The sequence below is a fragment of the Marinobacter orientalis genome, from assembly GCF_004792665.1.
Lineage (GTDB): Bacteria > Pseudomonadota > Gammaproteobacteria > Pseudomonadales > Oleiphilaceae > Marinobacter > Marinobacter orientalis.
In genome coordinates, this window is record NZ_SRZX01000001.1 from 118954 (window position 1) to 139804 (window position 20851).

At 56.9% G+C, this 20851-nt stretch carries 24 protein-coding genes; 9 read left to right on the forward strand and 15 right to left on the reverse strand.

Translation table 11 applies throughout. The features are described from left to right. Nucleotides 1-39: 39 nt before the first annotated feature. Both DIT72_RS00615 and DIT72_RS00620 read right to left on the reverse strand, forming a co-directional pair. Nucleotides 40-738: a crotonase/enoyl-CoA hydratase family protein gene (locus DIT72_RS00615; RefSeq protein ID WP_168354992.1), complete on the reverse strand. Its 699-nt coding sequence runs from the start codon at nt 736-738 to the stop codon at nt 40-42. A gap of 100 nt (nt 739-838) precedes the next feature. Beyond that, nucleotides 839-1222 (reverse strand): DUF2750 domain-containing protein, encoded by a 384-nt coding sequence (locus tag DIT72_RS00620; protein WP_135953283.1) that lies wholly within the window; start codon nt 1220-1222, stop codon nt 839-841. A 123-nt stretch (nt 1223-1345) separates the two neighbouring features. Here DIT72_RS00620 and DIT72_RS00625 point away from each other — a divergent pair, with 123 nt between their 5' ends. Next, entirely contained in the window at nt 1346-1549 is a 204-nt protein-coding gene (locus tag DIT72_RS00625) for a DUF3185 family protein (RefSeq protein ID WP_135953284.1), read from the forward strand. 21 nt (nt 1550-1570) lie between these two features. Next, on the forward strand, nt 1571-1714 hold the full coding sequence (locus tag DIT72_RS00630; protein WP_114613847.1) for a DUF3096 domain-containing protein: 144 nt from the start codon (nt 1571-1573) through the stop codon (nt 1712-1714). A 36-nt stretch (nt 1715-1750) separates the two neighbouring features. On the opposite strand, the gene DIT72_RS00635 is transcribed toward DIT72_RS00630, so the two are convergent. The 4 genes from DIT72_RS00635 to DIT72_RS00650 form a co-directional block, all read right to left on the reverse strand. Next, entirely contained in the window at nt 1751-3469 is a 1719-nt protein-coding gene (locus tag DIT72_RS00635) for a BamA/TamA family outer membrane protein (RefSeq protein WP_135953285.1), read from the reverse strand. Between the two features lie 13 nt (nt 3470-3482). Then, complete coding sequence (gene trxC / locus DIT72_RS00640; RefSeq protein ID WP_135953286.1) at nt 3483-3926, reverse strand: thioredoxin TrxC; 444 nt, start codon at nt 3924-3926, stop codon at nt 3483-3485. A 94-nt stretch (nt 3927-4020) separates the two neighbouring features. Then, nucleotides 4021-4815, reverse strand: a complete 795-nt coding sequence (locus tag DIT72_RS00645) for an SDR family oxidoreductase (protein ID WP_135953287.1) — start codon at nt 4813-4815, stop codon at nt 4021-4023. A gap of 135 nt (nt 4816-4950) precedes the next feature. After that, nucleotides 4951-5601: a dimethylsulfonioproprionate lyase family protein gene (locus tag DIT72_RS00650; protein ID WP_135953288.1), complete on the reverse strand. Its 651-nt coding sequence runs from the start codon at nt 5599-5601 to the stop codon at nt 4951-4953. A 144-nt stretch (nt 5602-5745) separates the two neighbouring features. On the opposite strand from DIT72_RS00650, the gene DIT72_RS00655 reads away from it, so the two are divergent. Together DIT72_RS00655 and DIT72_RS00660 are read left to right on the forward strand one after the other, a co-directional pair. Beyond that, entirely contained in the window at nt 5746-6243 is a 498-nt protein-coding gene (locus tag DIT72_RS00655) for a nucleoside deaminase (protein WP_169450020.1), read from the forward strand. Nucleotides 6244-6248: 5 nt separating this feature from the next. After that, nucleotides 6249-6908, forward strand: coding sequence for a hypothetical protein (locus DIT72_RS00660; protein WP_135953289.1), 660 nt, complete (start codon nt 6249-6251; stop codon nt 6906-6908). Between the two features lie 15 nt (nt 6909-6923). On the opposite strand, the gene DIT72_RS00665 is transcribed toward DIT72_RS00660, so the two are convergent. Next, entirely contained in the window at nt 6924-7304 is a 381-nt protein-coding gene (locus tag DIT72_RS00665; RefSeq protein ID WP_135953290.1) for a hypothetical protein, read from the reverse strand. A gap of 129 nt (nt 7305-7433) precedes the next feature. Here DIT72_RS00665 and DIT72_RS00670 point away from each other — a divergent pair, with 129 nt between their 5' ends. The 4 genes from DIT72_RS00670 to DIT72_RS00685 all read left to right on the forward strand — a co-directional run bounded on the left by DIT72_RS00670 (nt 7434) and on the right by DIT72_RS00685 (nt 12292). Further along, on the forward strand, nt 7434-8477 hold the full coding sequence (locus DIT72_RS00670; protein ID WP_135953291.1) for an MBL fold metallo-hydrolase: 1044 nt from the start codon (nt 7434-7436) through the stop codon (nt 8475-8477). 37 nt (nt 8478-8514) lie between these two features. Beyond that, nucleotides 8515-9084 carry an NnrU family protein gene (locus DIT72_RS00675; protein WP_135953292.1) on the forward strand — a complete coding sequence of 190 codons (570 nt, stop codon included), beginning with the start codon at nt 8515-8517 and terminating at the stop codon, nt 9082-9084. A gap of 99 nt (nt 9085-9183) precedes the next feature. After that, entirely contained in the window at nt 9184-10473 is a 1290-nt protein-coding gene (locus DIT72_RS00680) for an MFS transporter (protein WP_135953293.1), read from the forward strand. A gap of 424 nt (nt 10474-10897) precedes the next feature. Further along, on the forward strand, nt 10898-12292 hold the full coding sequence (locus tag DIT72_RS00685) for a fibronectin type III domain-containing protein (protein WP_228260689.1): 1395 nt from the start codon (nt 10898-10900) through the stop codon (nt 12290-12292). A 72-nt stretch (nt 12293-12364) separates the two neighbouring features. On the opposite strand, the gene DIT72_RS00690 is transcribed toward DIT72_RS00685, so the two are convergent. Together DIT72_RS00690 and DIT72_RS00695 are read right to left on the reverse strand one after the other, a co-directional pair. Beyond that, the gene (locus tag DIT72_RS00690; protein WP_135953295.1) at nt 12365-13294 is read right to left on the reverse strand and encodes a homocysteine S-methyltransferase family protein; all 930 of its coding nucleotides are present in this window, start codon (nt 13292-13294) and stop codon (nt 12365-12367) included. Beyond that, complete coding sequence (locus tag DIT72_RS00695) at nt 13287-14231, reverse strand: DMT family transporter (RefSeq protein WP_228260691.1); 945 nt, start codon at nt 14229-14231, stop codon at nt 13287-13289. The genes DIT72_RS00690 and DIT72_RS00695 overlap by 8 nt, the downstream gene beginning before the upstream one ends. Before the next feature lie 90 nt (nt 14232-14321). On the opposite strand from DIT72_RS00695, the gene DIT72_RS00700 reads away from it, so the two are divergent. Then, nucleotides 14322-15329, forward strand: coding sequence for a zinc-dependent alcohol dehydrogenase family protein (locus DIT72_RS00700; RefSeq protein ID WP_135953296.1), 1008 nt, complete (start codon nt 14322-14324; stop codon nt 15327-15329). Nucleotides 15330-15387: 58 nt separating this feature from the next. On the opposite strand, the gene DIT72_RS00705 is transcribed toward DIT72_RS00700, so the two are convergent. The 6 genes from DIT72_RS00705 to DIT72_RS00730 form a co-directional block, all read right to left on the reverse strand. Next, entirely contained in the window at nt 15388-17481 is a 2094-nt protein-coding gene (locus DIT72_RS00705; RefSeq protein WP_135953297.1) for an FUSC family protein, read from the reverse strand. Nucleotides 17482-17494: 13 nt separating this feature from the next. Further along, entirely contained in the window at nt 17495-18355 is an 861-nt protein-coding gene (locus tag DIT72_RS00710) for an efflux RND transporter periplasmic adaptor subunit (RefSeq protein ID WP_135953298.1), read from the reverse strand. 9 nt (nt 18356-18364) lie between these two features. Continuing rightward, on the reverse strand, nt 18365-18565 hold the full coding sequence (locus DIT72_RS00715) for a DUF1656 domain-containing protein (protein WP_135953299.1): 201 nt from the start codon (nt 18563-18565) through the stop codon (nt 18365-18367). A gap of 181 nt (nt 18566-18746) precedes the next feature. Then, nucleotides 18747-19175, reverse strand: coding sequence for a hypothetical protein (locus DIT72_RS00720; protein ID WP_135953300.1), 429 nt, complete (start codon nt 19173-19175; stop codon nt 18747-18749). Next, a complete protein-coding gene (locus DIT72_RS00725) occupies nt 19168-20268 on the reverse strand; it encodes a histone deacetylase family protein (protein WP_169450019.1) in 1101 nt (366 codons plus the stop codon). Before DIT72_RS00725 ends, DIT72_RS00720 begins: the two co-directional genes overlap by 8 nt. A 44-nt stretch (nt 20269-20312) precedes the next feature. Next, complete coding sequence (locus DIT72_RS00730) at nt 20313-20846, reverse strand: GNAT family N-acetyltransferase (protein ID WP_228260692.1); 534 nt, start codon at nt 20844-20846, stop codon at nt 20313-20315. Nucleotides 20847-20851 lie beyond the last annotated feature (5 nt).

Below are 20851 nucleotides of genomic sequence, written 5' to 3' on the forward strand. Positions count from 1 at the left end.
TAAAAGTGAGAAATAGACGCGTGATCAGGCGCTGAGTTGTTACCCCGTAAGGCCAAGATTCTCGGCGTCCTTCAGGATGCAATCATCCAGAAGTTCGAGATACCCGGCCTTGGCTTTACGCTTGGTTTGCTCATGGGCCTTCATGTTCAGCTTCCGGAATTGCTGGGCCAGCTCATTCGCCCGCTTCATAAGCCGATCAGGTGCAACCACTTCATCCAGGAAGCCTGCCTGGACAGCACCTTCCGGGCTGAAGATTTCGGCGTTGACCACAGAGCGATAGAAATGCGCCGGCGACAGGCGGTGCCGCGCGATCTCGATACCGGCATGGTGCATGGTCATGCCGATGGCCACCTCGTTCAGACCCAGCTTGAAGTCGCCCTCGATACCAATGCGGTAATCCACCGAGAGCAGAACAAACGCGCCCTTGGCAATGGCGTGGCCACTGCAGGCAGCGATCACCGGCAGCGGAAAAGCCGCCAGACGGCGGGTAAACCTTGACCCCACCGTGACCAGGGCAGACGCTTCCTTCGGCCCCTTCTGCATTTCCTTCAGGTCGTAGCCTCCGGAAAGAATCCCGGGCTGTCCGGTCAGGATGACCACTGCCTTGTCTTCTTCAGCCCGATCAAAGGCCAGGCCAAGCGCCTCAAACACTTCATGACTCAGCGCGTTCGCCTTGCCGTTACTGATTGTGATTGTGGCAACACCATCTTCCAACTGGTAATTTACAAGGTCCGTCACCGGAATTTCCTCTTGCTGAAGTTGTCTTTCAAGGTGGAGAACTTTGCCAGCTTCTGCCGGAACTAGCCACCCTGCAGAAGCCGCTGTTCCTGCGACGGTTTCAGAAGCTCGCCAACTCATCCTGAAGGTCGCGTTTTAACTCCTCGGGGTCGGTAATCCAGAGGGTGTCATCCCGGCCCGGAAACACGCCCACCTCCAGACCATCTTTAGTCAGGCCGGGGACCCATTTTCTGAAAAAATCGGGCAGTGAAATGCTCTTCGGCGAGAGGTCATCAGAGCCCTTTGCGTATTCGGCAGCAAAGGCCGCGCGGGGCCAGACCGGCAAGTGGGCGATATCGCCGTCTCCGGATTCAATTTTCAGGAAACGGTTGTCCGCATTCACCAGAATCCAGATCTCCCGCTCTTCACCAACCAGGCTCAGGAAGTAGTCATATCGTTCCTCACCGTTCAGTTCGAGGATCTGGTTCATTTCATCATTGTTCATCGTATTCACCAACAGTTACGCTCCGGTAAGATTGCTTGCCCCACTCACCTGCTACACTTTCATGTTCAGGGCTGCAGTGGGTCCTGGATTATGGTTCCACAAGCACACTATAAGGAAATTGGAATGGGAAGCACGAAACTCCTTGGACTCGTTCTGCTCGTCGTAGGCGTTGCCCTGCTCTTCTTCGGTTATCAATCCACACAATCCGTCGGGGACCAGATAACCGAAACGCTCACCGGCCGCTTTACGGATGAAACCATGTGGTACCTGATTGGTGGCGCTGCAGCCGTTGTTGCGGGTGGATTCCTGGCATTCGTCAGAAAATAATCATCACAGGAGACCAGCCTTATGACACTTCATCTTGAACTCGCTCCCCTGATCAGCCTGGGCGCCGGCATTGCCATACTGGTATTTCCAAAGCTGCTCAACTACATCGTGGCAGGTTACCTGATCGTTCTGGGTGTTCTGGGATTGCTGGGGCATTCTTTCTGAAAAAAACGGGGTGATTATTTGCGGGACTGTCGTTTGCTAGAAGCTCGACCTTCCCCGCAACAGTACCTGTAACTGGTCAATACTGTCATCCCCGTCGAGCGGGAAGGCAAAATCCAGATGCGCCATCCGCTGGACCTCAATACGGCTCGACGCCAGCCGCAGACCAAAGCCCACATCTTTCAGAATGCCGTCATCCGGGCCATTGTTGCGCCCGTCGTCGAACCAGGCCCGCCCCACATCGGTAAACAGAACACCGCCCAGGCGGAACAGCTTGAACGGATGCCAGTCCGGAAAATAGCGACGCTCCAGAGTCCAGAGCGCCCGACGGTTGCCCTGTTGGTAGTCACTCGGATAACCACGGAGGCCATTTTCACCACCGATCAGGAGCTGCTGATCCACGGTCAGATTGCGCGCTGCCGTCAGGGAAAGATTGGTATACCAGCTGTTCCAGCGTACAGAACCGCCGTGAAAATACTCCAGATTGAGCGTTCCCCGAAGATTCTCGACACGGTTTCCATCCAGCCGATAGGTGCCGCTCTGGCTGAGCCCGTAGCGGGCATAGTTGGTTTCGGTGGCAAGAAGCGCATCCTCGAAATCCATGTTCAACACAAAACGATCCTCTGTAGCACCCAGTCCGGGGGATGAATAGCCCACTTCCGTGCGCCACACGAATCCATCGCGGACGTCCTCGACCCGCTGCAGGCGGGTCAGGTTTACCATCTCCCGAAAACGGTTTTCGCGGTAGTCAAAACCGATCCATGGATAGCTCAGAGTCCGGTCTTCCGGTAGTAAATCCAGGTCAGGCTCATCCGGCAAGCGCCCGAATTCCAGTGCGTCATAACGGTAGCCAGCAAGCAACCGGACCTGTCGGTCATTACGCTCCGTCAGCCGCCATCCCACATCAATGCTGACAAATTCCTGGCTACGGCGATAATCCGCAATGGCCTCGGCAGCGACAAAACGGGATTCTTCCCGCACGTCGTCCACCCCGCTGAGTCCGAAACGCCAATCTGTACGTTCGCTGTAAAAAGGACGCTCCAGATAGGCACTGCGGCCGCGGCCATCGCTGCGTTCATCCAGGGAAAACCCGGTCTGCCAGTGGGAACCAAGGACGTTGGGGTCATCAAAGTTGAAGCTGGCCTCGGTGCGGTCGGGATCTCTTGTGTAGGAAATCCCGACGTTTTTACCGGAACCGAGAAAATTCGGATCGGAAAGTCCGGTGTTGGTGGTATTCTCACCACCGGAGCGGGAGCCCCCGACAGACGGAAACAGCGTCCAGGTGTCCCGTGCCAGAACAGTCACCTCCACCTCGTCCCCGCAGACACGTGTTACGCCAACCCAGGCTGCTGTCAGGTACTCACGCTGACGGAGGACGCGTTCGGACTCGGCAAGCAGGCCCGGCTCGTAAACATCACCCTCACTGAATACCAGCTGGGCACGCAGAGCCGACTTCCAGGTTGGCGTATTGAGTCTGTTCAGAGTGCGATAGAGAAAATTATCCTGGTCCGGGTCACTGACATCAAAAATGGGCCGGCGAACAATGCGGATCTGGCCGATGCTGGCCCCTTCCGGGATCACCAGATCACTCTGGCGGGCCAGCTGGTCCCGGGGCTGGTCAAGATCAATTGACTCTGGCTGCACCTCGCTGGCAAGACAGGCGTCAGTCTCTGGCTCAGCACCGGCCCCGGGGGTAGCGTGCGTCACTGCGGAAACGAGAAAGACGCGCACCAGGGCTTTCACCGCAGCGCGGCTCATGCCTGCCTCCAAGCTATCGAATGCCTTGCGACTGCAGCCACTGGCTGATCTGCGACTGATTCATGGCACCACTCTGGCGGGCCAGTTCACGACCATTCTGGAACAGGATCAGGGTAGGAATGCTGCGAATAGCAAACTGCCCGGCTGTCGCCTGCGCCTGCTCGGTATTCAGCTTCGCAAAACGGACTTTGCCGCGCCATTCCCTCGCTGCCTGCTCAAATTGCGGCGCCATCATCTTGCAGGGCCCACACCAGCTGGCCCAGAAATCCACCAGCACAGGAACGTCACTCCGGCCGGTATGGACAGCAAAGTTCTGATCCGTCAGTTCCAGAACATGATCCGGCCAGAGCGGCTGTTTACAGGCACCACAATTGCCACCGGATGCCAGCTTGTCAGCAGGCAGCCGATTCACCTTGTGGCAGTGCGGACACACCAGATGTCGGGTATCGGTTGTCATTGGTCAGCCTCTGTTGATTCATTTGATCAAAAGATCGGGGCACCTGAAAGGAATTCAACCAGGGTGCGATCACGTCCAAAGAACCCCGAGACTGTCACGTCCGCGCCCTGGCTATGCGGAACAGCGCTTCCGGCGAAACCCGCTTGATCCAGAGCGCAGCCATCTCCTTGCCCTTGCCAACCGGGATCTCCCGTTTCTTTGCCTTGAGGCCTTTGAAAATCACCTCCGCACATGCGTTTACGTCCATGCCACCGGCAATATCCTTGTCCTCCTTCCCGTAGGCGGCACCGTCACCGGCGAGGGCATTGCGGGAAATGTCGGTGCGTATAAAACCCGGGGTAATCGTGGAAACATTCACACCCTGCCCTTCCACCTCTGCGCGCAGGGCATCGAAAAACCCCATCACCGCATGTTTGGCGGCACAGTAACCCGTCCTCATTGGCGCGCCTACCTTGCCGGCCACGCTGGACGTCACCGCAAGATGCCCGGCGCCCTTTTCCAGCATATGAGGCAGAACCGCTTTGGTCAGCGCAATCTGGCCCATCACATCGACATCCATCAGTTTCTGGTACACCGCCATATCGGTATCTTTGCACAATGAGCGCTGTGAAACACCGGCGTTGTTAACCAGCAGATCAATACTGCCGAAGGTATCGAGCACCGTCTGGACCGCACCGGGCAGCGAATCCCAGTCTGTCACATCCAGTGGCAGCACCAGCACCTCATTGGCGGCAAGCCCTGCCTCACGGCAACGAGTGGCAACGCGCTCCAGCTCGCTTTCCCGCCGGGCAGAAAGAACCACCCGGGCACTGTCCTGCGCAAATCGCACAGCAAGCGCCTCGCCAATGCCGGCGGACGCCCCTGTAATCCAGACGGTTTGTGTGGGCATAGGGGTTATATCCTTGAAGAGTCAGGTTGTGTTGGCAGAAAGTCTCACCAAGAGACTACACCAGCCCCCGCTCCCGTGCCATCGCCACGGCCACCCTGCAGTGGGTCTCTGGTGGTAAAAGACCACTCCACTCCCTCACCGTTTACGTGTGGAAAAACTCATCTTCTGATTCGCAAGTTTTTCCTCAGTTCCAAGCCAGGCGTAGGCCAGCAGTGTGGGTTCGAAGTCGCCTGTTGTCATGCGATGAGCTTTTTCCGGCGGATTGAAAAACAGGGCGCCGGGCGCAAACACGCTGTAATTGCCGTCTGAGACCGACCCGCTCAGGCATATATAGGATTCACTGATGCCATCGTGGCTATGCTCGGGATAGGTACAGCGAGGGCCAAACAGAACGAGCCCGAGAATGACCTTCCCGCTGATCGCCGGACCACCGGGACCCATCAGTTCCGTGTAGGCGTACTTACGCGCCAGGCTTTTGTGCATGCGTTCATAGCCATAACGCCAGGTCAGTTGTCCGGACACCCGCATCAGTGCCCGGACAACTGGCGCGGTGCGCTCGCTCAACCCCTGGTCCAGAGCCCGACCCAGCCACGCGCATACCGGCAGCTCGACTGGTTGATCGAGCTCCATAACAGGATTGGATTCAAGTTCGGCATTCAGCCTGTTACGGACATCCTTCAGGTGGGAGCGAATGACCGGGTTGCCGCCTGCAGAAGTGAACCGGTAAAGGTGCCAGTACTCGCGAAACAGATATTGCCAGTCAACGTGATCTGAGAGTCTCGACATAGGTTGGATTCTCCAGGTTCCTTGGTCACTATCCCTACAGGATAGGAGAAATGCAGCAGGTCGGTCAGCCTGAAAACCACCGATGTGGACTCGAGAGCCGGGTTTTGCTTCACTGGACTCCACAACGCATACAGGAGGGAAACCATGATTAATGAAACGGATATGAAACATCTCGGACGCTGTGTTGAACTGGCGACCATGGCGATTAAAGGCGGCAATCCTCCTTTCGGTTCAGTGCTTGTGGATGAACATGGGGCGGTAAGGTACGAGGGGCATAACGAGACCGCCGGCGGTGATGCGACCCGCCATCCCGAGTTTGAAATAGCGCGCTGGGCCGCGGCCAACATGACGCCCGACGAGCGGGCAGCGGCAACTGTTTATACCTCGGGTGAACATTGCCCCATGTGCGCCGCGGCCCATGGCTGGGTGGGGCTTGGCCGGATCGTCTACGCAAGTTCCTCCGAGCAGCTCTCAACCTGGCTGGACGAGATGCACGCAACACCGCCACCTGTAGCAACCCTGCCGATCAATGAGGTGGTTCCCGGTGTGCCGACCGAAGGCCCCTTTCCTGCCCTGGCAGATGCGGTTCGTGATCTCCACAGGCAATTCCGCTCGCAGCATCGATCCAGCGGCAGAGCCTAGCGCCCATGCGTATTCGCGTCACTCACCAACGCATCACAATTGCCCTGCAACTGGTGCTGCTTGCCGAGACGGTGTTTGCCATCTGGGGTCAACGCTGGTTTACCGCGTTCCTGACAGCAATGATCATTGCCATCACCTTTTTCCCGCTGTTGTTTGAACACCGTTTCCGCATCCACATTCCGCCAGAGCTGCAACTGGCTGCCATTGTATTTGTGTTCGCATCCCTGTTTCTGGGGGAGATACGCGGTTACTACACGAGGTTCTGGTGGTGGGACGTGGCCCTGCACACCATGTCCGGCTTTTTGCTGGGTATTCTCGGCTTCCTGCTGGTCCACATCATGAACGAGACCGAGAAAATTCACGTCCATATGAACCCCGGTTTCGTGGCCTTCTTTGCTTTCATGTTTGCCGTGGGCGTTGGCGCGCTGTGGGAGATTTTCGAATTCACCATGGATTCTGTCTTCGGCATGAACATGCAGAAGCCCATGCTGGGCGACCCCTCGGGGCTGACGGATACCATGTGGGACCTGATCGTCGATGCTCTGGGCGCCCTGGTGATCTCAGTACTGGGCTGGCGCTATCTGAAAAATCCCGATGAGCGATCATTCCTGGAGCGCTGGATCGACTCTTTCATCGAGCGCAATCCCCGATTCTTCAGGCGCTAAAGCACGGGAAGCAGTTCATCGTGCATCGACCATTCCTGATCGGGGAACCAGACAATTCATTGCTGTAATGGACAGATCCCTGAATACGCCCTCCGAGGCAATCACACCCGGGAACCTGTCATAGATAGCGCGCCGGCAGGACGATGTCCGGGCTTCGGCTCCGCTAACGCACTCCCGGTAGGCTTCTGCGTCGCGGTTTTGTCCGGTTGCATTTTCACAAACTGCGGGGATTTGGGTAATCACCCAGTCCACCGCGACACTGCGCTCGACAGGGTTCGCTGAAAGGTTGGTAAAGCGGCTGGCATCGACCGGCTCTGGCTGGTCCCGGCTCTGCTCCCACAGAACGAACAGCAGAGCTGCGGATACCAGTATGATGGTGACCTTTGGAATCTTCATGGACGCCTTTCAATCCGATGGAACAGGCAGCGGATGATATACGCTCGGGAATCCACTGTCTTGGGCTGCCTATACACTTTACAATGACAGGACATCCCAACGAACCGCAAATTCCCGGGGAGGCCAGTGATGATATTCCGGCAACTGTTTGATGATGTTTCATCGACGTTCACCTATCTCCTTGCCGATGAGGTCAAAAAAGAGGCCATCCTTATCGACCCCGTCTTTTCTCGGGCAAAGAGAGATATTGCCCTGATAAACGAACTCGGATTGACCCTGACCCTGGTCGCAGATACTCATGCCCACGCCGACCACATCACCGCTGCCTGGCTGCTGAAACAGAAAACCGGCTGCAACATTGCTTCTGCCCGAGCCATCGGTGCACAGCATGTGGATGTGGCGCTGGACGATGGTCAGCAATTCGGGGTGGCAGGTATCGCGCTTGAGGCCATCTCCACTCCCGGCCACACTGACGGGTGCATGAGCTATCTCCTTGCGGATCAGACAATGGTATTTACCGGGGACACCTTACTGATCCGGGGCTGTGGCCGCAGCGACTTCCAGCAGGGCAGCGCCCATAAACTCTTCGAGTCCATCTCCGAAAGACTGTTTGCCCTGCCCGATACCTGCCTGGTGTATCCGGCACACGACTATCATGGCCGGACCCAGAGCTCGATCGGGGAAGAGAAAGCGTTCAATGCCCGTGTTGGTGGCGGAGCGAACGAAACGGATTTTGTGGAGTACATGAAGGCCATGAAACTTCCCCATCCCAAAAAAATCGACGAGGCGCTACCTGCAAACCTCCGGAGCGGTTGTACCGAGGATGGTAAATTGCCTGAAGAACCTGACTGGGCCGATATCCGCATTACCTATGCCGGCGTTCCGGAAATCGGTGAGGAATGGCTTGAACATCACCTTGATGAAGTGACGGTTCTTGATGTCAGGCTCGAGGAAGAGGTGAAGGATTACCCCGCAACGGAGGCGCTGGTGGATATCCATATCCCCCTGGACCAGCTCAGGTCCCGAATTGGAGAATTGCCCGCCGACAAGCCTGTGGTTGCACTTTGCCGCTCGGGGCGACGGTCCGCCATGGCCGTCAATATTCTCAAGGAAAACGGTTTTGAAAAGGTAGCCAGCCTGAGTCATGGACTCCTGGCAATAACAAGAGATTGATGGACAAGACCCCTATAACCACAAGGAGCATTCATAAATGACCACACTGATCGTTGGCCTGGTTCTGTTTTTCGGCGTGCACTCATTGTCGATCGTTAACGAACCACTGCGTAATCGCCTCAACGCCTCTCTGGGTGAGGTTCCCTTCAAGGGACTCTACTCTCTGGTCTCCCTTGTCGGCCTGGTACTGATCATCTGGGGCTACGGCGCTGCACGTATGGATCCAACCGTGATCTACACGCCGCCGGGCTGGCTCAAGCACCTGTCTTTTCTGCTTTTAGTGCCCGTCTTCCCGCTACTGTTTGCCACCTATTTCCCGGGCAAAATCAAGGCGAAGGTGGGACACCCGATGCTGGTCGCCGTGAAACTCTGGGCGCTTGCTCACCTGCTGGCCAATGGAATGCTGCATGACCTGCTGCTGTTCGGCGCTTTCCTGGCGTGGGCGGTGGTTGACCGGATTTCCATGAAACGCAGAACCCAGCGGCCGATTCCGACTCTGCCTGCCACCAGGGCAAATGATGCCATTGCGGTTGTAGGTGGCCTGGCAGTGTATGTGGTCATGGTGGTCTGGGCTCATCAATGGCTGTTTGGTGTGGCACCGGTCTGATCTTCAGCCCCTTTTATTCCCTGCATCCATCCCCACAGACTTGGTTAACGCGTCGCTTGAAGAACACGTTGATTATTGTTTTACCGGGATGGAGGATTGATGCAAAGGACCATCGTCAGCCTGTCTTCGCTGATTATCAGTATTATCCTGCTCATTATGGGCAACGCCTACCTTATGACCCTGCTGGGCCTGCGGCTCAGCATCGAGGATTTCAGTGCCAGCGTCATCGGCTGGATCCTGGCATTCTATTCCATTGGTTTTGTCGCCGGCACACTTTACGCCGGGCGGATCATTGAGAAGGTCGGCCACATTCGGGCGTTTGCTGTCTTTGCGGCAGTGCTCACAGCCTCAATACTGATCTATCCCATGGCGATTGAAGCCAACCTGTGGGGTGCCCTGCGGGCGGTGGGGGGCTTTGTAATGGCAGGCCTGATGATCGTCATGGAGAGCTGGTTCAGCAGCAAGGCTGACAACCGCAACCGGGCGAGCCTGTTCGCGATTTACCAGATCGTTTTCTTCCTCTCCACTGCAGGCGGGCAGGTATTGATCCGCGTGGCCGATCCATCCGGTTTTATCCCGTTTTCCCTCGCTGCGGTTCTCGTTGTACTGGCGCTGACCCCACTGTCGATGACCCGTCGCGAATCACCGAGCATTACTCAGAGCGAACGCCTGTCACTGACCAGCCTCTATCGCAAGTCGCCAGCGGGCACTCTGGGCGCACTCATCGCCGGGCTGCTGATCAGTGCGTTTTACGCCATGGGGCCGGTGTTCGCCAACCGCATTGGCCTTGACCTTGGCCAGCTCTCCAACTTCATGGCGTCAGCCATCGTGGCCGCCATGTTACTGGCGTGGCCCATCGGCCGTATCTGCGACCGTTTTGACCGCTACCGGGTCATGCTGATTGTTGCTATTGTTGCCGCTGTCAGCAGCCTCATAGCGGCAGCCATCAGCAACTACAGCGTCATAGTGCTGGTGCTTTTCGTTGGCCTGTACATGGGCCTCAGCGCTGCCATCTACCCCATCGCTGTTGCCATCACCAATGACCTGATGGAAAGCCATCAGGTCACTGCCGCAAGTACGGCGCTTCTGTTGAGCTATGGACTGGGAAGCATTATCGGGCCGCTGATCAGTGCGCTTTTCATGGAGCTGCTGGGAGCCCACGGCCTGTTTATCAGCAATGCTCTTATCCTCGCATGCCTGATATTGTTCATGCTGGCAGGACCGGGACGCAGCCATCCCGAAGTAACACAGCAGGAGCACTACTACACCACAACCCCGGAAGCCGCCCTGGGTGTGTCGGAGCTGGACCCGAGGAACACCGGGTTCGAGGAATCCCTCGACAGCGACACGGATGAAAAACCCGAAACCACAGACAATGGAGTCAAGTGATTCCCCCACTAACTCCGACAACCCACAACACCGTGAAGAATTCTGCCCGATCCGGCCCTGCGTCCTGGCTCCATGCAGGGCCTCATCTGCCTCACAGTTACTGATTACTACGCTCGTTTAAATTTGTAATCCTTCTTCGCCACTGTCGCTTTGAATTACAGATCCAGCCATCAACAATTATCCTGAAAATCCCTAAATAACAGGGCCTTAAGAACACATTACCGTGTAACGTTTAATCTCAACGTGTATCCCCCCGTAATCGCCAATTTTCTGACGGATCCGCCCCGAAAAATCTGGAACCAGGCCGCATATCACCGAAAACCGCCGCTGTATGATTCGCCGGAACTCGTCAATAAACTGGTGCAAAAAAATGTCATATTGCGGCAAAACATTATCGAAGCATGGACTGCTGAGCTTACCTGCGGTGATTCTGCTCTCGGGCTGCGGTCTGGACATTAACTCCGGCGACAGCACTACAGCGGCGCAGTCCCAGGGCTCAGAAGAACCAACCGTGGCGATCGCCGGCGCTGCCATGAAAGGGGTTATCCAACAGGGGCTGGTGACGGCCAATCGCCTGATCTCCGACAAAGACGGCTACTACGCCCCCCAGCGACAGGCTGCAAAGCCTGTTCTGACTGCAGATGATGGCAGTTACGAGTGGCGACTGCGGGGAAAGGCGGACAGCTGGGCTCTGGTGGAACTCCAGGCAGACAGCGGTACCCGCATGATCTGTGACGTGGCGCCGCAATGCGAACAGAACAGTGCTGAGCCTGTGGCCTTCGGACAACCCATGTCCCTGGACAGTAACTTCAGCCTGCGCGGAGCCGGCGACCTGCGCCTGGAAACTGTCAACCTGACGCCACTGACCCATCTGGCTGTAGCCCTGGCGGAGCGCAGTGCCAACGGGCTTTCTCCCGATTCCCTGTCAGGTACTTACCAGACGGTGGAGGGCTGGTTCGGCCTTGCAGCCGGATCCCTCCGCCTTACGCCACCGGATCTGACCCGGCTTGATGAAGCTGACAGCGTATCTGCCGATGCATTGCAGGTGGCTATCGCCAATGCTGCCTTTCTGGCGCTGGTGAACAATAACGCCCAATGGGACTCCATTTCTGAGGTATTGACCGACGCAACCATCCAGGTCGCTGAAACCGGCCAGATCAGCCTGATGGGAGATGGTACCAACGTTGCGTTGGCAGACCTCATTACGGTCGCAGCGGTGCAGGCCGCCGAACTTCAGGCCACGGTGGATTCGAGCATCATCAGCCAGAGACTGGGGGTGGTTCAGAGCCGAAACGTTCATCATTTCAAGACCGTCGCGGACGTCTACGAAGACACTGATACCAGCGTTGCCGAAACCGGCGAAACTGCCAACGATACAACGGAAGGCAGCAATAACGACACCACCACTGACACCACTGACGACAATACCGGTAGCACCGAAGAAACCGCCGGGACCGGGGGCGACACTACCGGTGACACTATCGCCGACACAGACACCGGAACCGACACCAGCGAGCCGACAACCACCGAAACAACCGTGGAAGAAACGATTCCGGCCAATGCCGCACTGCTGAGCTGGACCGCACCGCTTACCCGTGAAAACGGTGACAGCCTGGCCATGGGCGAAATTGCGGGTTTTGAAGTGGTCTACGGCACCAGCGCAGAAATCCTGGATCAGAATCTCGCCATTGGAGATGCCTCTGTCGACGAACTGCTGGTGGATGAACTCACCGAAGGCACCTGGTACTTTGCCATTCGCACCCTTGATACCGATGGTAATCGCAGCCGCCTGTCAGAAGTTGTCCACAAGCAGATCTGAGTGAGATGCACTGACGGACAGCGTGGCTGACTTGCCGGCATGGGCGGATGAATCCGTCCATCGCGCTGTCCGCTATCGGACCAGCTGCGAAAAACGAACAAATCTGAATTCGTCGGTCAGAATGTCTGCCAGGTACTGAATGTGGGCGGGCGTAATCTCACAACACCCGCCCACAACACTGGCGCCATCGGCCAGCCATTGGCGCACCTGTGCGGCGTAGGATTCCGGAGAAACCTCCGCCCGCGCCTCCAGGGTATCCACCAGACCACCATTCGCTACGGCCTCGACAGATTCAAAGGCATTGGCGTAACCTCCGACAATCGGGTATAGCCTCACCAGCTCAGGCATGGTGTCGGTCACCCGTTCGGGTTCGCAACAGTTCAACATAATCGCAGCGGGCGAATAACCTTCAACAGCAGCAACCGCTTCCGCCAGGGTTTCCCCGGATTTGAGCCTGCCATTCGCTTCCAGGCGAAACGACACCCCGAAGGGTTTGCCCTGCTCCCGGGCTGCCGCACAAGCGGCACGTGCCTCCAGCGTGTTGGTCATTGTCTCAATAAGGACCACGTCGGCGCCGGCCTGCAGCTCAGCCAGCGTGACATATTCATCCACAACATCTTCAAAAGAACGAGCCGGCTGGCCCTGATAACTTGCGATGAGGGGCGGAAGACAGGCGGCAATATCCACCTGCACACCGTTGGCGTCGATGGCCCGCTCAAGGGCCTGGAACGCCCGCTGATGAATAGCTGCCAATTGATCATGCATACCCTGTTTCCGCAAACGGGTTGGTGTGGCGGCATAGGTATTGAGCGTCAGCGTTCTTGCCCCGGCCCGGATGAAATCCGAATGCACTGCGGTGACAATCTCGGGCTGCTCCACCATGACGGCCACAGACCACAGCGGGGAACTCACACCACGAGCCCGGCGATAGATTTCCTGGCCAAGACCACCATCAAGCAGTGCCACGGCCCGCCTGTCGGCGCCAGCGTTGTTATCAGGCATTGTAATCTCCACGTGAATAAGGAACATGATGGGTCTTTGAATCTGAATAGACACTCAAAGCAGTCACCGTGACCAGAATAAGCCCCATCCCGATAAGCTGAACGGGATCCAGACTTTCATTAAGCAGCAAAACGCCGAAAAGTGACGCGGTGACAGGCTCAACCATCGCGACAATCGCAGCTACGGTTGGCACAGTATTTTTCAGACCAACGATATAAAAAATGAAGGACAGCCCTGCACCGAGCACGCCCAACGCTATAAAAAACGGCCAGTCCGATGCTCCCAGAACCGCAACCACCTGTTCTGCGCTGGCCGGCCAGATCAGAATGATACCCAGAACGGCGAACGCTATCACCAGAACGGCCTGCGGGCTGCCATTTCTGGCTGCAAACTTGAAGCCGAAGATGAACAGGGCGTAAGATAATCCCGCAAGCAGACCGGCAACAATACCAGCCAAGGTGATCTGGCTACCTTCAATATCATAGATGCCTGTAAGCAAAGAGATACCGATAACAACAATCACGATGGCCGCAAGTTTGAACGGTGTCGGTCGCTCGAGTCTGAGAATGAAAGAAATCAGAAACACAAACACCGGGGCGCAGTACATCAGCGTTGCAGCAACGGCAACGCTGCCTTCCGAGATGCTCAGGAAATAAAAAGAAAAGTTACCAGCCACTCCCAGACCGGCAATGATCGCCCAAAGCCAAAGCCGGGGATTGCCCAACCCACTGTTCTGCGGATGCAGGGCCAGCCAGAAAAGCACAAACAGCAAACCGATACTGCCGCGGTAAAACGAAACCACGAATGGACCCCATCCCTCGGCTAGAAGGATGCCGCCGATGCCACCTGAAAGGCCCCAGAAAAACGCTGCAAGCGCTACAAGTATCGCGCTATTTGGCACACGATAATCGGTTTGACCTGCCCCTGGTCCGGTCACGATATTCTCCCTTGCAGCCAAACATGATCCAATCCCGTTCAGAACGACTATCCTACCCTACATGACAAACAAATTAACGGAGGCTACGACATGAAACTCGCCACTCTCTGCCAACCCGGCGGACTGGATCAACTACAGATCACCAACGCACCTGAGCCCGGAGAACCTGGCCCGGGCGAGCTGCTGGTGAGAATTCACGCCAACTCGCTCAATTTCCACGATTACGCCGTTGTTGCCGGCGCCATACCGACCGAGGAGGGACGCATCCCCATGGCTGACGGCGCGGGCGTGGTTGAGGCAGTTGGTGCTGGAGTGAGCGGGTTCAGGGCAGGCGATCATGTGGTGTCCACCTTTTTCCCACAATGGGAAAACGGCCCGGCTCCCATCGGCAACTTCAGCACCACGCCGGGTGACGGTATCGACGGTTTTGCCCGCGAGCGCGTCATTGCACCCGCACAGGGATTCACCCATTCGCCGAAGGGCTTCAGTCACGCCGAAGCCTCAACACTGACAACAGCTGGCCTCACCGCCTGGCGGGCGCTGGTGGTCAATGGCGGGTTAAAGGCGGGCGATACTGTACTCACCCTTGGTACCGGTGGCGTGTCCATTTTTGCCCTGCAGTTCGCCAGGATGATGGGCGCAAAAGTGATATCAACTTCCTCTTCCGACGACAAGCTCGAACGCCTGACCGCCTTGGGTGCCGATCACACCATCAACTACAAAACCACACCAGCCTGGGGCCAGCGCGTACTCGAACTGACTGGCGGACAAGGAGTTGATCACGTAATCGAGGTGGGCGGACCGGGAACCCTGCCGGAATCCATTGACGCAGTGCGCATCGGCGGCCACATCGCCTTGATCGGCGTGCTTACCGGTCAGTCCGGAGATGTGCCGACCGCCAAACTGATGGCCAAACAGGCCCGCCTGCAGGGGCTGATCGTGGGTAGCCGTGCCCACCAGCAGGAAATGATCCGTGCCATCGAGGCCAACGATCTGCATCCGGTGATCGACCGCACTTTCACACTGGATGAAATCGCGGATGCATTCCGCCATGAGGAGTCTGGCAAGCACTTTGGCAAGATCTGCCTGGAGTTTTAAGCAAACCTGACGAAACGGACTGGCGTTATTGGGGATTACAGAATCCGTTCTGTATTCCTCAGGACAGCGGTTCGGGTGCTGCGGAGGATAATTTCGGTGGGCCTGTTGCCTCGACTACTGTTCTGGCGGTTCGCTCCAACGTCAGTGCCAGCCGTTCAAACATGCCTTCGATGATAATCGTTTTCTGATCCGGATCCCGGTGGGCATGAATCGCCTCAAGCAGTCTGGCGCTTATCTTCCGGAACTCTGGATTCACGGCACCCCGGGAGCTTAACAGGTAGGTCTCGGCCAGGGTCTGCTGCCACTCCTTCAAAAGCGTATCAACTGCCGGGCTGCGATGGTCCTGAATCAGCCTGCGAAGTCGAATCGACACATGGCCGAGATTAAGCCCGGTGAAGCCAAGGTCTGTCATATAGCGATCGCTGCTTTCGGAACTCTGGTCATAATTGGCCAGCCGCAACAGGCGTTCCCCCATACGACCATTGAACCAGTTTTCCGGCTGTTGGTGATCGTCAATTGTGGTCAGATCACGGGCCGTTGATCTCAGCAGGCGGCGCTGCATGAACCGGCTGTCCGGCGGGGTAATCAGTTTGAATACCCAATAGAGAATACTGAGTCCCACAAACAGGCCCAGTGCAATATTCATCGCGCTTTCGGCATTGAATGTCATGCTGTTGCTGGGCTGCGTGATAATGGTGAACGGAATACAGAAGCCCAGACCGTAAGGCAGTGTGAGGCGATCGGCAAGTGCCAGCAGACCGAAGAAATAAGGGCCGGCCAGAACCAGTATCAGGAGTTCGAAATAGCCACTGGCCCGCGATAACAGGCCCAGCCCGAAGATCACCGCAACAGGAATAGCCACCGTTGCACCAATCAGCACCCGACGCAGAATAGGCGTCAGTGCAGCGAGGGAGAAACGCGCGAACATCACGGAAAACACCACGGGCATGATCATGATCATCAACGCCGCCGAGCTTGCTGTCTCGATCCAGATCACCGCCCCGATTACAAATATCATGGCCGTGCGAAAGCCGTTAATGAGTCCGACCAGCGGATCCCGATGGGTTTGCAGCATAGGCGCCTTGAGCAACGTCTGGTCCCGGCTTTCCAGCGCGTTATAGGCCCGCAATACCACCACCAGATCACCCACCAGTTCCAGGGCCGTCTTGGTCAGCCGGGTGACAATAGCGGACTCATTGCTGAAACCGCTTCGCTGCTCCAGCAAGGATCGCCGCAGCGCATGGGCAAGCCGGTAACCTTCCTGGTAGTTGTCTGCTTCCGCAATTTCCCCGAAGTAGCGGCGCATCTGGCGGAGCACCTCACTGAAAGCCGGCGACACCAGGTCACCATGATTCCGGTGGAAGCGCCCCAGAATCTGGGAAACCGCCAGCAGGGACATCACCTTATTGCACAATAAATTGGCTGCCCTGCTCCGGCCGGAACCTTCCGGGCCTTCGTAGGTAACAGCGCTGGAATCGTCATTAAGCGCCACCAGGATTTCGAGAATCTCGTCCGCATGTTGGTGACGCTGCTCGTGGGAGCTCCCTGGCTCCAGTTCCAGCGTGAGATACGCCAGTGTTTTGTTGATCACCTCGCGGGCGTTCCCTCGCAGGCTCTGTTTTACGGTCACGGGCCATAACAGCTGGCTGACCAGCATGGCACACACTGCGCCGGTGGCGATCTCACTGATCCGGGCCTGGGCGATGGCAAAAACCGCCTGGCTGTCTGTTGTGCTGGCATCCGCCATTACCAGGATAACGACCAGCCCGGCGGTCATTCCCGCCATCGCGAACGCGTATATATAGTTGGTGTTGTGCACCATGGAGGAGGCTGCCGAATTCAGGCCAATCCACAGGGTTAACAGGGCCAATGCCAGAAGCGGATAGGGCGTCAGGAATGCAAGCACCAGGATGCCAAAGCCGCCGCCAATCACCGAACCCACGATCAGGCAAAGCGCCTTCTCGATCACCAGTCCGCTTTCCGGCCGGATCTGTAGTAAAACCGCCGCAACCAGCGCCCAGTAAGGACGGTCCAGCTCCAGAGCCATCGACACAAACAGCGCCAGCGCCATGGCAACCACACCCTTGATTGCGAAGATCACGGCGTATCGGTTCGGCGTCAGGAGCTGCGCCAACAGAGGATGGAGAGACATACGCGCCAGCCTGCTACTCGGAGTCCAGATAAATCGAAACTGTCATGCCGGCACTCAGGTTTATATCCTCCGGCAGCGGGTCCAGCGTAATATCCACCGGAATCCGCTGGGCCAGCCGCACCCAGTTGAATGTCTGTTGCACCTGCGGAAGCATCTGGGCATTGCTGCTGGTATTGGTGTTGGCAATCGCCGGGGCAATACTGGCAACGGTGCCAGTCAACTTCCGGTCGCTACCCATCAGTGTCATCCGGGCGGACTGCCCGATCTGCACCAGATGCAGTTTGGTTTCCTCAAAGTATCCGGTGACATAAAACGAATCGGCCCTCACCTCAGACAGCACTGCTTCCCCTTTAACGACGTAATTGCCCCGGCGCAAATGCAGGTTGTTGATGGTGCCGTCTGCTGGCGCCACCACCTGTGTGCGCTCCAGATCAATACGTGCGGTCTCAAGTTCCGCCATGGCGAGTTCGTAACTGGCCTTTGCTGATTCCATGTTAATGCGGTCGGTGTCCGAGTCTTTCCCAGTGATGGCCTGGGGCTCAGAACCCCCCTGGCGACTCTGGTACCTATGCCTGGCCAGTTCCAGAGCACTGCGTTTCTCTGCGACTTTCGCCCCGGCTTCCGCAACCGCAGCCCGATAGCGTGTATCGTCAATGGTGAACAGCGGATCACCCTGATTTACAACCTGATTGTTGTTCACGCTCACTTGCGTGACCCAGCCTGAAACGTCTGGCGCAATCGTAATGATATCTGCGCGTATTCTTCCGTCGCGTGTCCATGGCGAATACAGGTAATGGTTCCAGAGCCAGCTACCGGCAACAACCGCTATCGCAACCACCAGCAACGTAATACCAACACGCAGTAGCTTTCCCATGAGTCTTTCCTAGCTCCCGAACAGATAGACAATCATTGCCAGGTAACACACGAACGCGGCGACATCGAACCAGGCCTCCTTCCAGATATAGCGACGCAGGTCCAGTCGGTGCAACGCCAGCCGGGTAGCAGCGCTCAAAATAAACGCCATCGGCACGAGCACCAGCAATGGACTGAACAGCATTCCGCCAAAACCCAGTTCGTGAAGCATGCATCCTTTACCGTTGTGTAGTGACGTAGTGGATAATCATGACCCAATCCGCCTCAGAAAGACTACCTTAAAAGGCTTGCGTATACTTACCCTGACAGACGACAAAGAACCGGTCCCTGATGAGCACATTACCGGGCTGGGAATCGACTTCCGCGAGATGGCTCTGAAGCGGAGTGACTGATTATTGCGATCGCGCCTTCAGCGCTCCCGGCCGAAACACAGCGGTGCCCAGCACCAGGAAAAACGCCCCCAGCACAAATACCTTGTTCACAAACCAGTTGGTCCGCCAGATGGACCACTCCGGGTCAACAAGGAAACGGCTGAACAGGGTGACGATGATCAGAATCTCAACTGCGGACATGCCAATAGCCAGCAGGCGGGTGTAACGTGGGCGCGCCAGTAATGCCCAGGCCAGCCAGACATGGGCAACCGGCCACAGGTCCCAGTAGATATAGGTTGTCCACGGCTCCCCGCTGGCTTGCGCAAAAGCGATCGGGAACAGGTATTTGATAAAGAGAGTCCAGGCCGCGAGAATCAGAAACAGATGCGCCAGAAAAGTCGTCCACCGGTTTCTGGGATGTTCCGTGGACGGTGCGGCCCTCTCATTCATCGTCGCTGAATGCGGAACGGTGGAATTCTGCGGCCTCATCCGCTTCCCTTACGCCTGCCTCGAGTAATTTCGGTGTCTCTCCACCAGCAAGCACTTCCAGCACCGCGTGGACACCTTGTGCGAGAGAGCTCAAATTGTAGCCACCCTCCAACACCAGGGCTAGCCTGCCTGCACAGTGCTGGTCGGCAATTTCCTGAATGATGCGGGTGATAACCCTGAAGCCATCGTAGGTCAGGTTCAAAGCCATGTCATTGCGGTGGGGATCGAATCCCGCAGACACGAGAATCAGGTCCGGCTTGAAGTATGCTGCGGCCGGCACCAGTATTTCCCGGTACACTTTTTCAAAGGCGACGTCGCCGGCTGACTCCGGAAGCGGAACATTGATAGTATAGCCCTCGCCGAAGCCCGCACCTACTTCTTCCAGGTCTCCGGACCCCGGATAAAAGGGTGCGGCGCAATGGGTATCAAAGAAAAGCACATCCGGGTCTGCCCAGAAAATATCCTGGGTGCCATTACCATGATGCGCGTCCCAGTCAACGATCAGCACCCGCTTGCAGCCCAGTTTTGCCTGGGCATGGGCGGCCGCCACGGCAACGTTATTCAACAGGCAGAAGCCCCTTGCCCTGACCGGCTCAGCGTGATGGCCGGGTGGACGCACCAGTGCAAAGGCGCTCTGGCAATCACCGTTGACTACACTTTCCACCGCTGCAATGGCATTACCGGCTGCCGCTAAGGCGGCGTTGACACTGTTTGGCGATACTGCCGTGGTATCCGAGTCCACCCAGGCGCTCTTTCCGAAAAGGGAGAGGAAGTGATCCAGGTAGGATGTGGTATGTACCCGGGCGAGCTGGTTGTAGGTGGCAGGGCTTCCCGACTTGAGCTGGACACCTGGCACAGGGTGTTGGTCCAGGTAATTTTTGATAGCCGTCAGGCGCCCCGGATGCTCCGGATAACTCCATTTGAAGTCCAGGCCCTGCAGTATGTGCCTGACGCGCTTTTCCACCCTGCTGGGAACAAAAGGCAGATCCACCTGGGGATCGTGGCCCAACATGACTTCGTCATAAAACACATTCACGGTTCTGTCGCCTAGCACCCAAACCTCCTTTGCGTCTTGAGCGTTCTATACCGCACCGGCTTCTAAGACCGGCTTTTCAGGGCTTCCCGCACCGAGCTTGTAAATGCGGCGGCACGTACCCCTATTGTCTTGAAGCCCAGCCTGGTCCAGGCCGCCCTGGCCTCCTTGTTAGACGCAGAGTACTCGAGAACCAGCTCATACACACCGCGGATCTCCGCGAATGCTACCAGCTTTCGCAACAGGTCGGGGAAAATCCCCAGCTTCCGGAATTCAGGCTCCACCCATACATCATCGATGATTCCCGACCTATATTCCAAATGACTGGTCTGCTCCCAGATGCCCTGATTGCTCGCTATATAAATATAGCCCATGCCAACCAGGCCTGCTTCCGGCACCTCCGCCACCACTATCTGCTTATTGGCATCGGTCAGAGACGAGCGCAACACTGCAATAAGACGGTCGCGCTCATATTTCTCCAGGCTCAAGGCTGGCGCACCCGAAACGTGCAAGGCCAGGCTGGCAAGAAATTCCACCAGTACGGGCAAATCATCCTCTACGGCTTCCCGTATCAGATACCTGTGGGCCTTCTCATTCATGGCTA

What these genes read in the sequence shown, in the direction of transcription:
- DIT72_RS00665 (WP_135953290.1), bottom strand. Translation starts at nt 7,304, where the DNA reads ATGAAGATTCCAAAGGTCACCATCATACTGGTATCCGCAGCTCTGCTG.
- DIT72_RS00645 (WP_135953287.1), bottom strand. Translation starts at nt 4,815, where the DNA reads ATGCCCACACAAACCGTCTGGATTACAGGGGCGTCCGCCGGCATTGGC.
- DIT72_RS00690 (WP_135953295.1), bottom strand. Translation starts at nt 13,294, where the DNA reads ATGCCTGATAACAACGCTGGCGCCGACAGGCGGGCCGTGGCACTGCTT.
- DIT72_RS00620 (WP_135953283.1), bottom strand. Translation starts at nt 1,222, where the DNA reads ATGAACAATGATGAAATGAACCAGATCCTCGAACTGAACGGTGAGGAA.
- DIT72_RS00730 (WP_228260692.1), bottom strand. Translation starts at nt 20,846, where the DNA reads ATGAATGAGAAGGCCCACAGGTATCTGATACGGGAAGCCGTAGAGGAT.
- DIT72_RS00655 (WP_169450020.1), top strand. Translation starts at nt 5,746, where the DNA reads ATGATTAATGAAACGGATATGAAACATCTCGGACGCTGTGTTGAACTG.
- DIT72_RS00630 (WP_114613847.1), top strand. Translation starts at nt 1,571, where the DNA reads ATGACACTTCATCTTGAACTCGCTCCCCTGATCAGCCTGGGCGCCGGC.
- DIT72_RS00715 (WP_135953299.1), bottom strand. Translation starts at nt 18,565, where the DNA reads ATGCTTCACGAACTGGGTTTTGGCGGAATGCTGTTCAGTCCATTGCTG.
- DIT72_RS00720 (WP_135953300.1), bottom strand. Translation starts at nt 19,175, where the DNA reads ATGAATGAGAGGGCCGCACCGTCCACGGAACATCCCAGAAACCGGTGG.
- DIT72_RS00705 (WP_135953297.1), bottom strand. Translation starts at nt 17,481, where the DNA reads ATGTCTCTCCATCCTCTGTTGGCGCAGCTCCTGACGCCGAACCGATAC.
- trxC (WP_135953286.1), bottom strand. Translation starts at nt 3,926, where the DNA reads ATGACAACCGATACCCGACATCTGGTGTGTCCGCACTGCCACAAGGTG.
- DIT72_RS00625 (WP_135953284.1), top strand. Translation starts at nt 1,346, where the DNA reads ATGGGAAGCACGAAACTCCTTGGACTCGTTCTGCTCGTCGTAGGCGTT.
- DIT72_RS00650 (WP_135953288.1), bottom strand. Translation starts at nt 5,601, where the DNA reads ATGTCGAGACTCTCAGATCACGTTGACTGGCAATATCTGTTTCGCGAG.
- DIT72_RS00710 (WP_135953298.1), bottom strand. Translation starts at nt 18,355, where the DNA reads ATGGGAAAGCTACTGCGTGTTGGTATTACGTTGCTGGTGGTTGCGATA.
- DIT72_RS00660 (WP_135953289.1), top strand. Translation starts at nt 6,249, where the DNA reads ATGCGTATTCGCGTCACTCACCAACGCATCACAATTGCCCTGCAACTG.
- DIT72_RS00700 (WP_135953296.1), top strand. Translation starts at nt 14,322, where the DNA reads ATGAAACTCGCCACTCTCTGCCAACCCGGCGGACTGGATCAACTACAG.
- DIT72_RS00680 (WP_135953293.1), top strand. Translation starts at nt 9,184, where the DNA reads ATGCAAAGGACCATCGTCAGCCTGTCTTCGCTGATTATCAGTATTATC.
- DIT72_RS00635 (WP_135953285.1), bottom strand. Translation starts at nt 3,469, where the DNA reads ATGAGCCGCGCTGCGGTGAAAGCCCTGGTGCGCGTCTTTCTCGTTTCC.
- DIT72_RS00670 (WP_135953291.1), top strand. Translation starts at nt 7,434, where the DNA reads ATGATATTCCGGCAACTGTTTGATGATGTTTCATCGACGTTCACCTAT.
- DIT72_RS00675 (WP_135953292.1), top strand. Translation starts at nt 8,515, where the DNA reads ATGACCACACTGATCGTTGGCCTGGTTCTGTTTTTCGGCGTGCACTCA.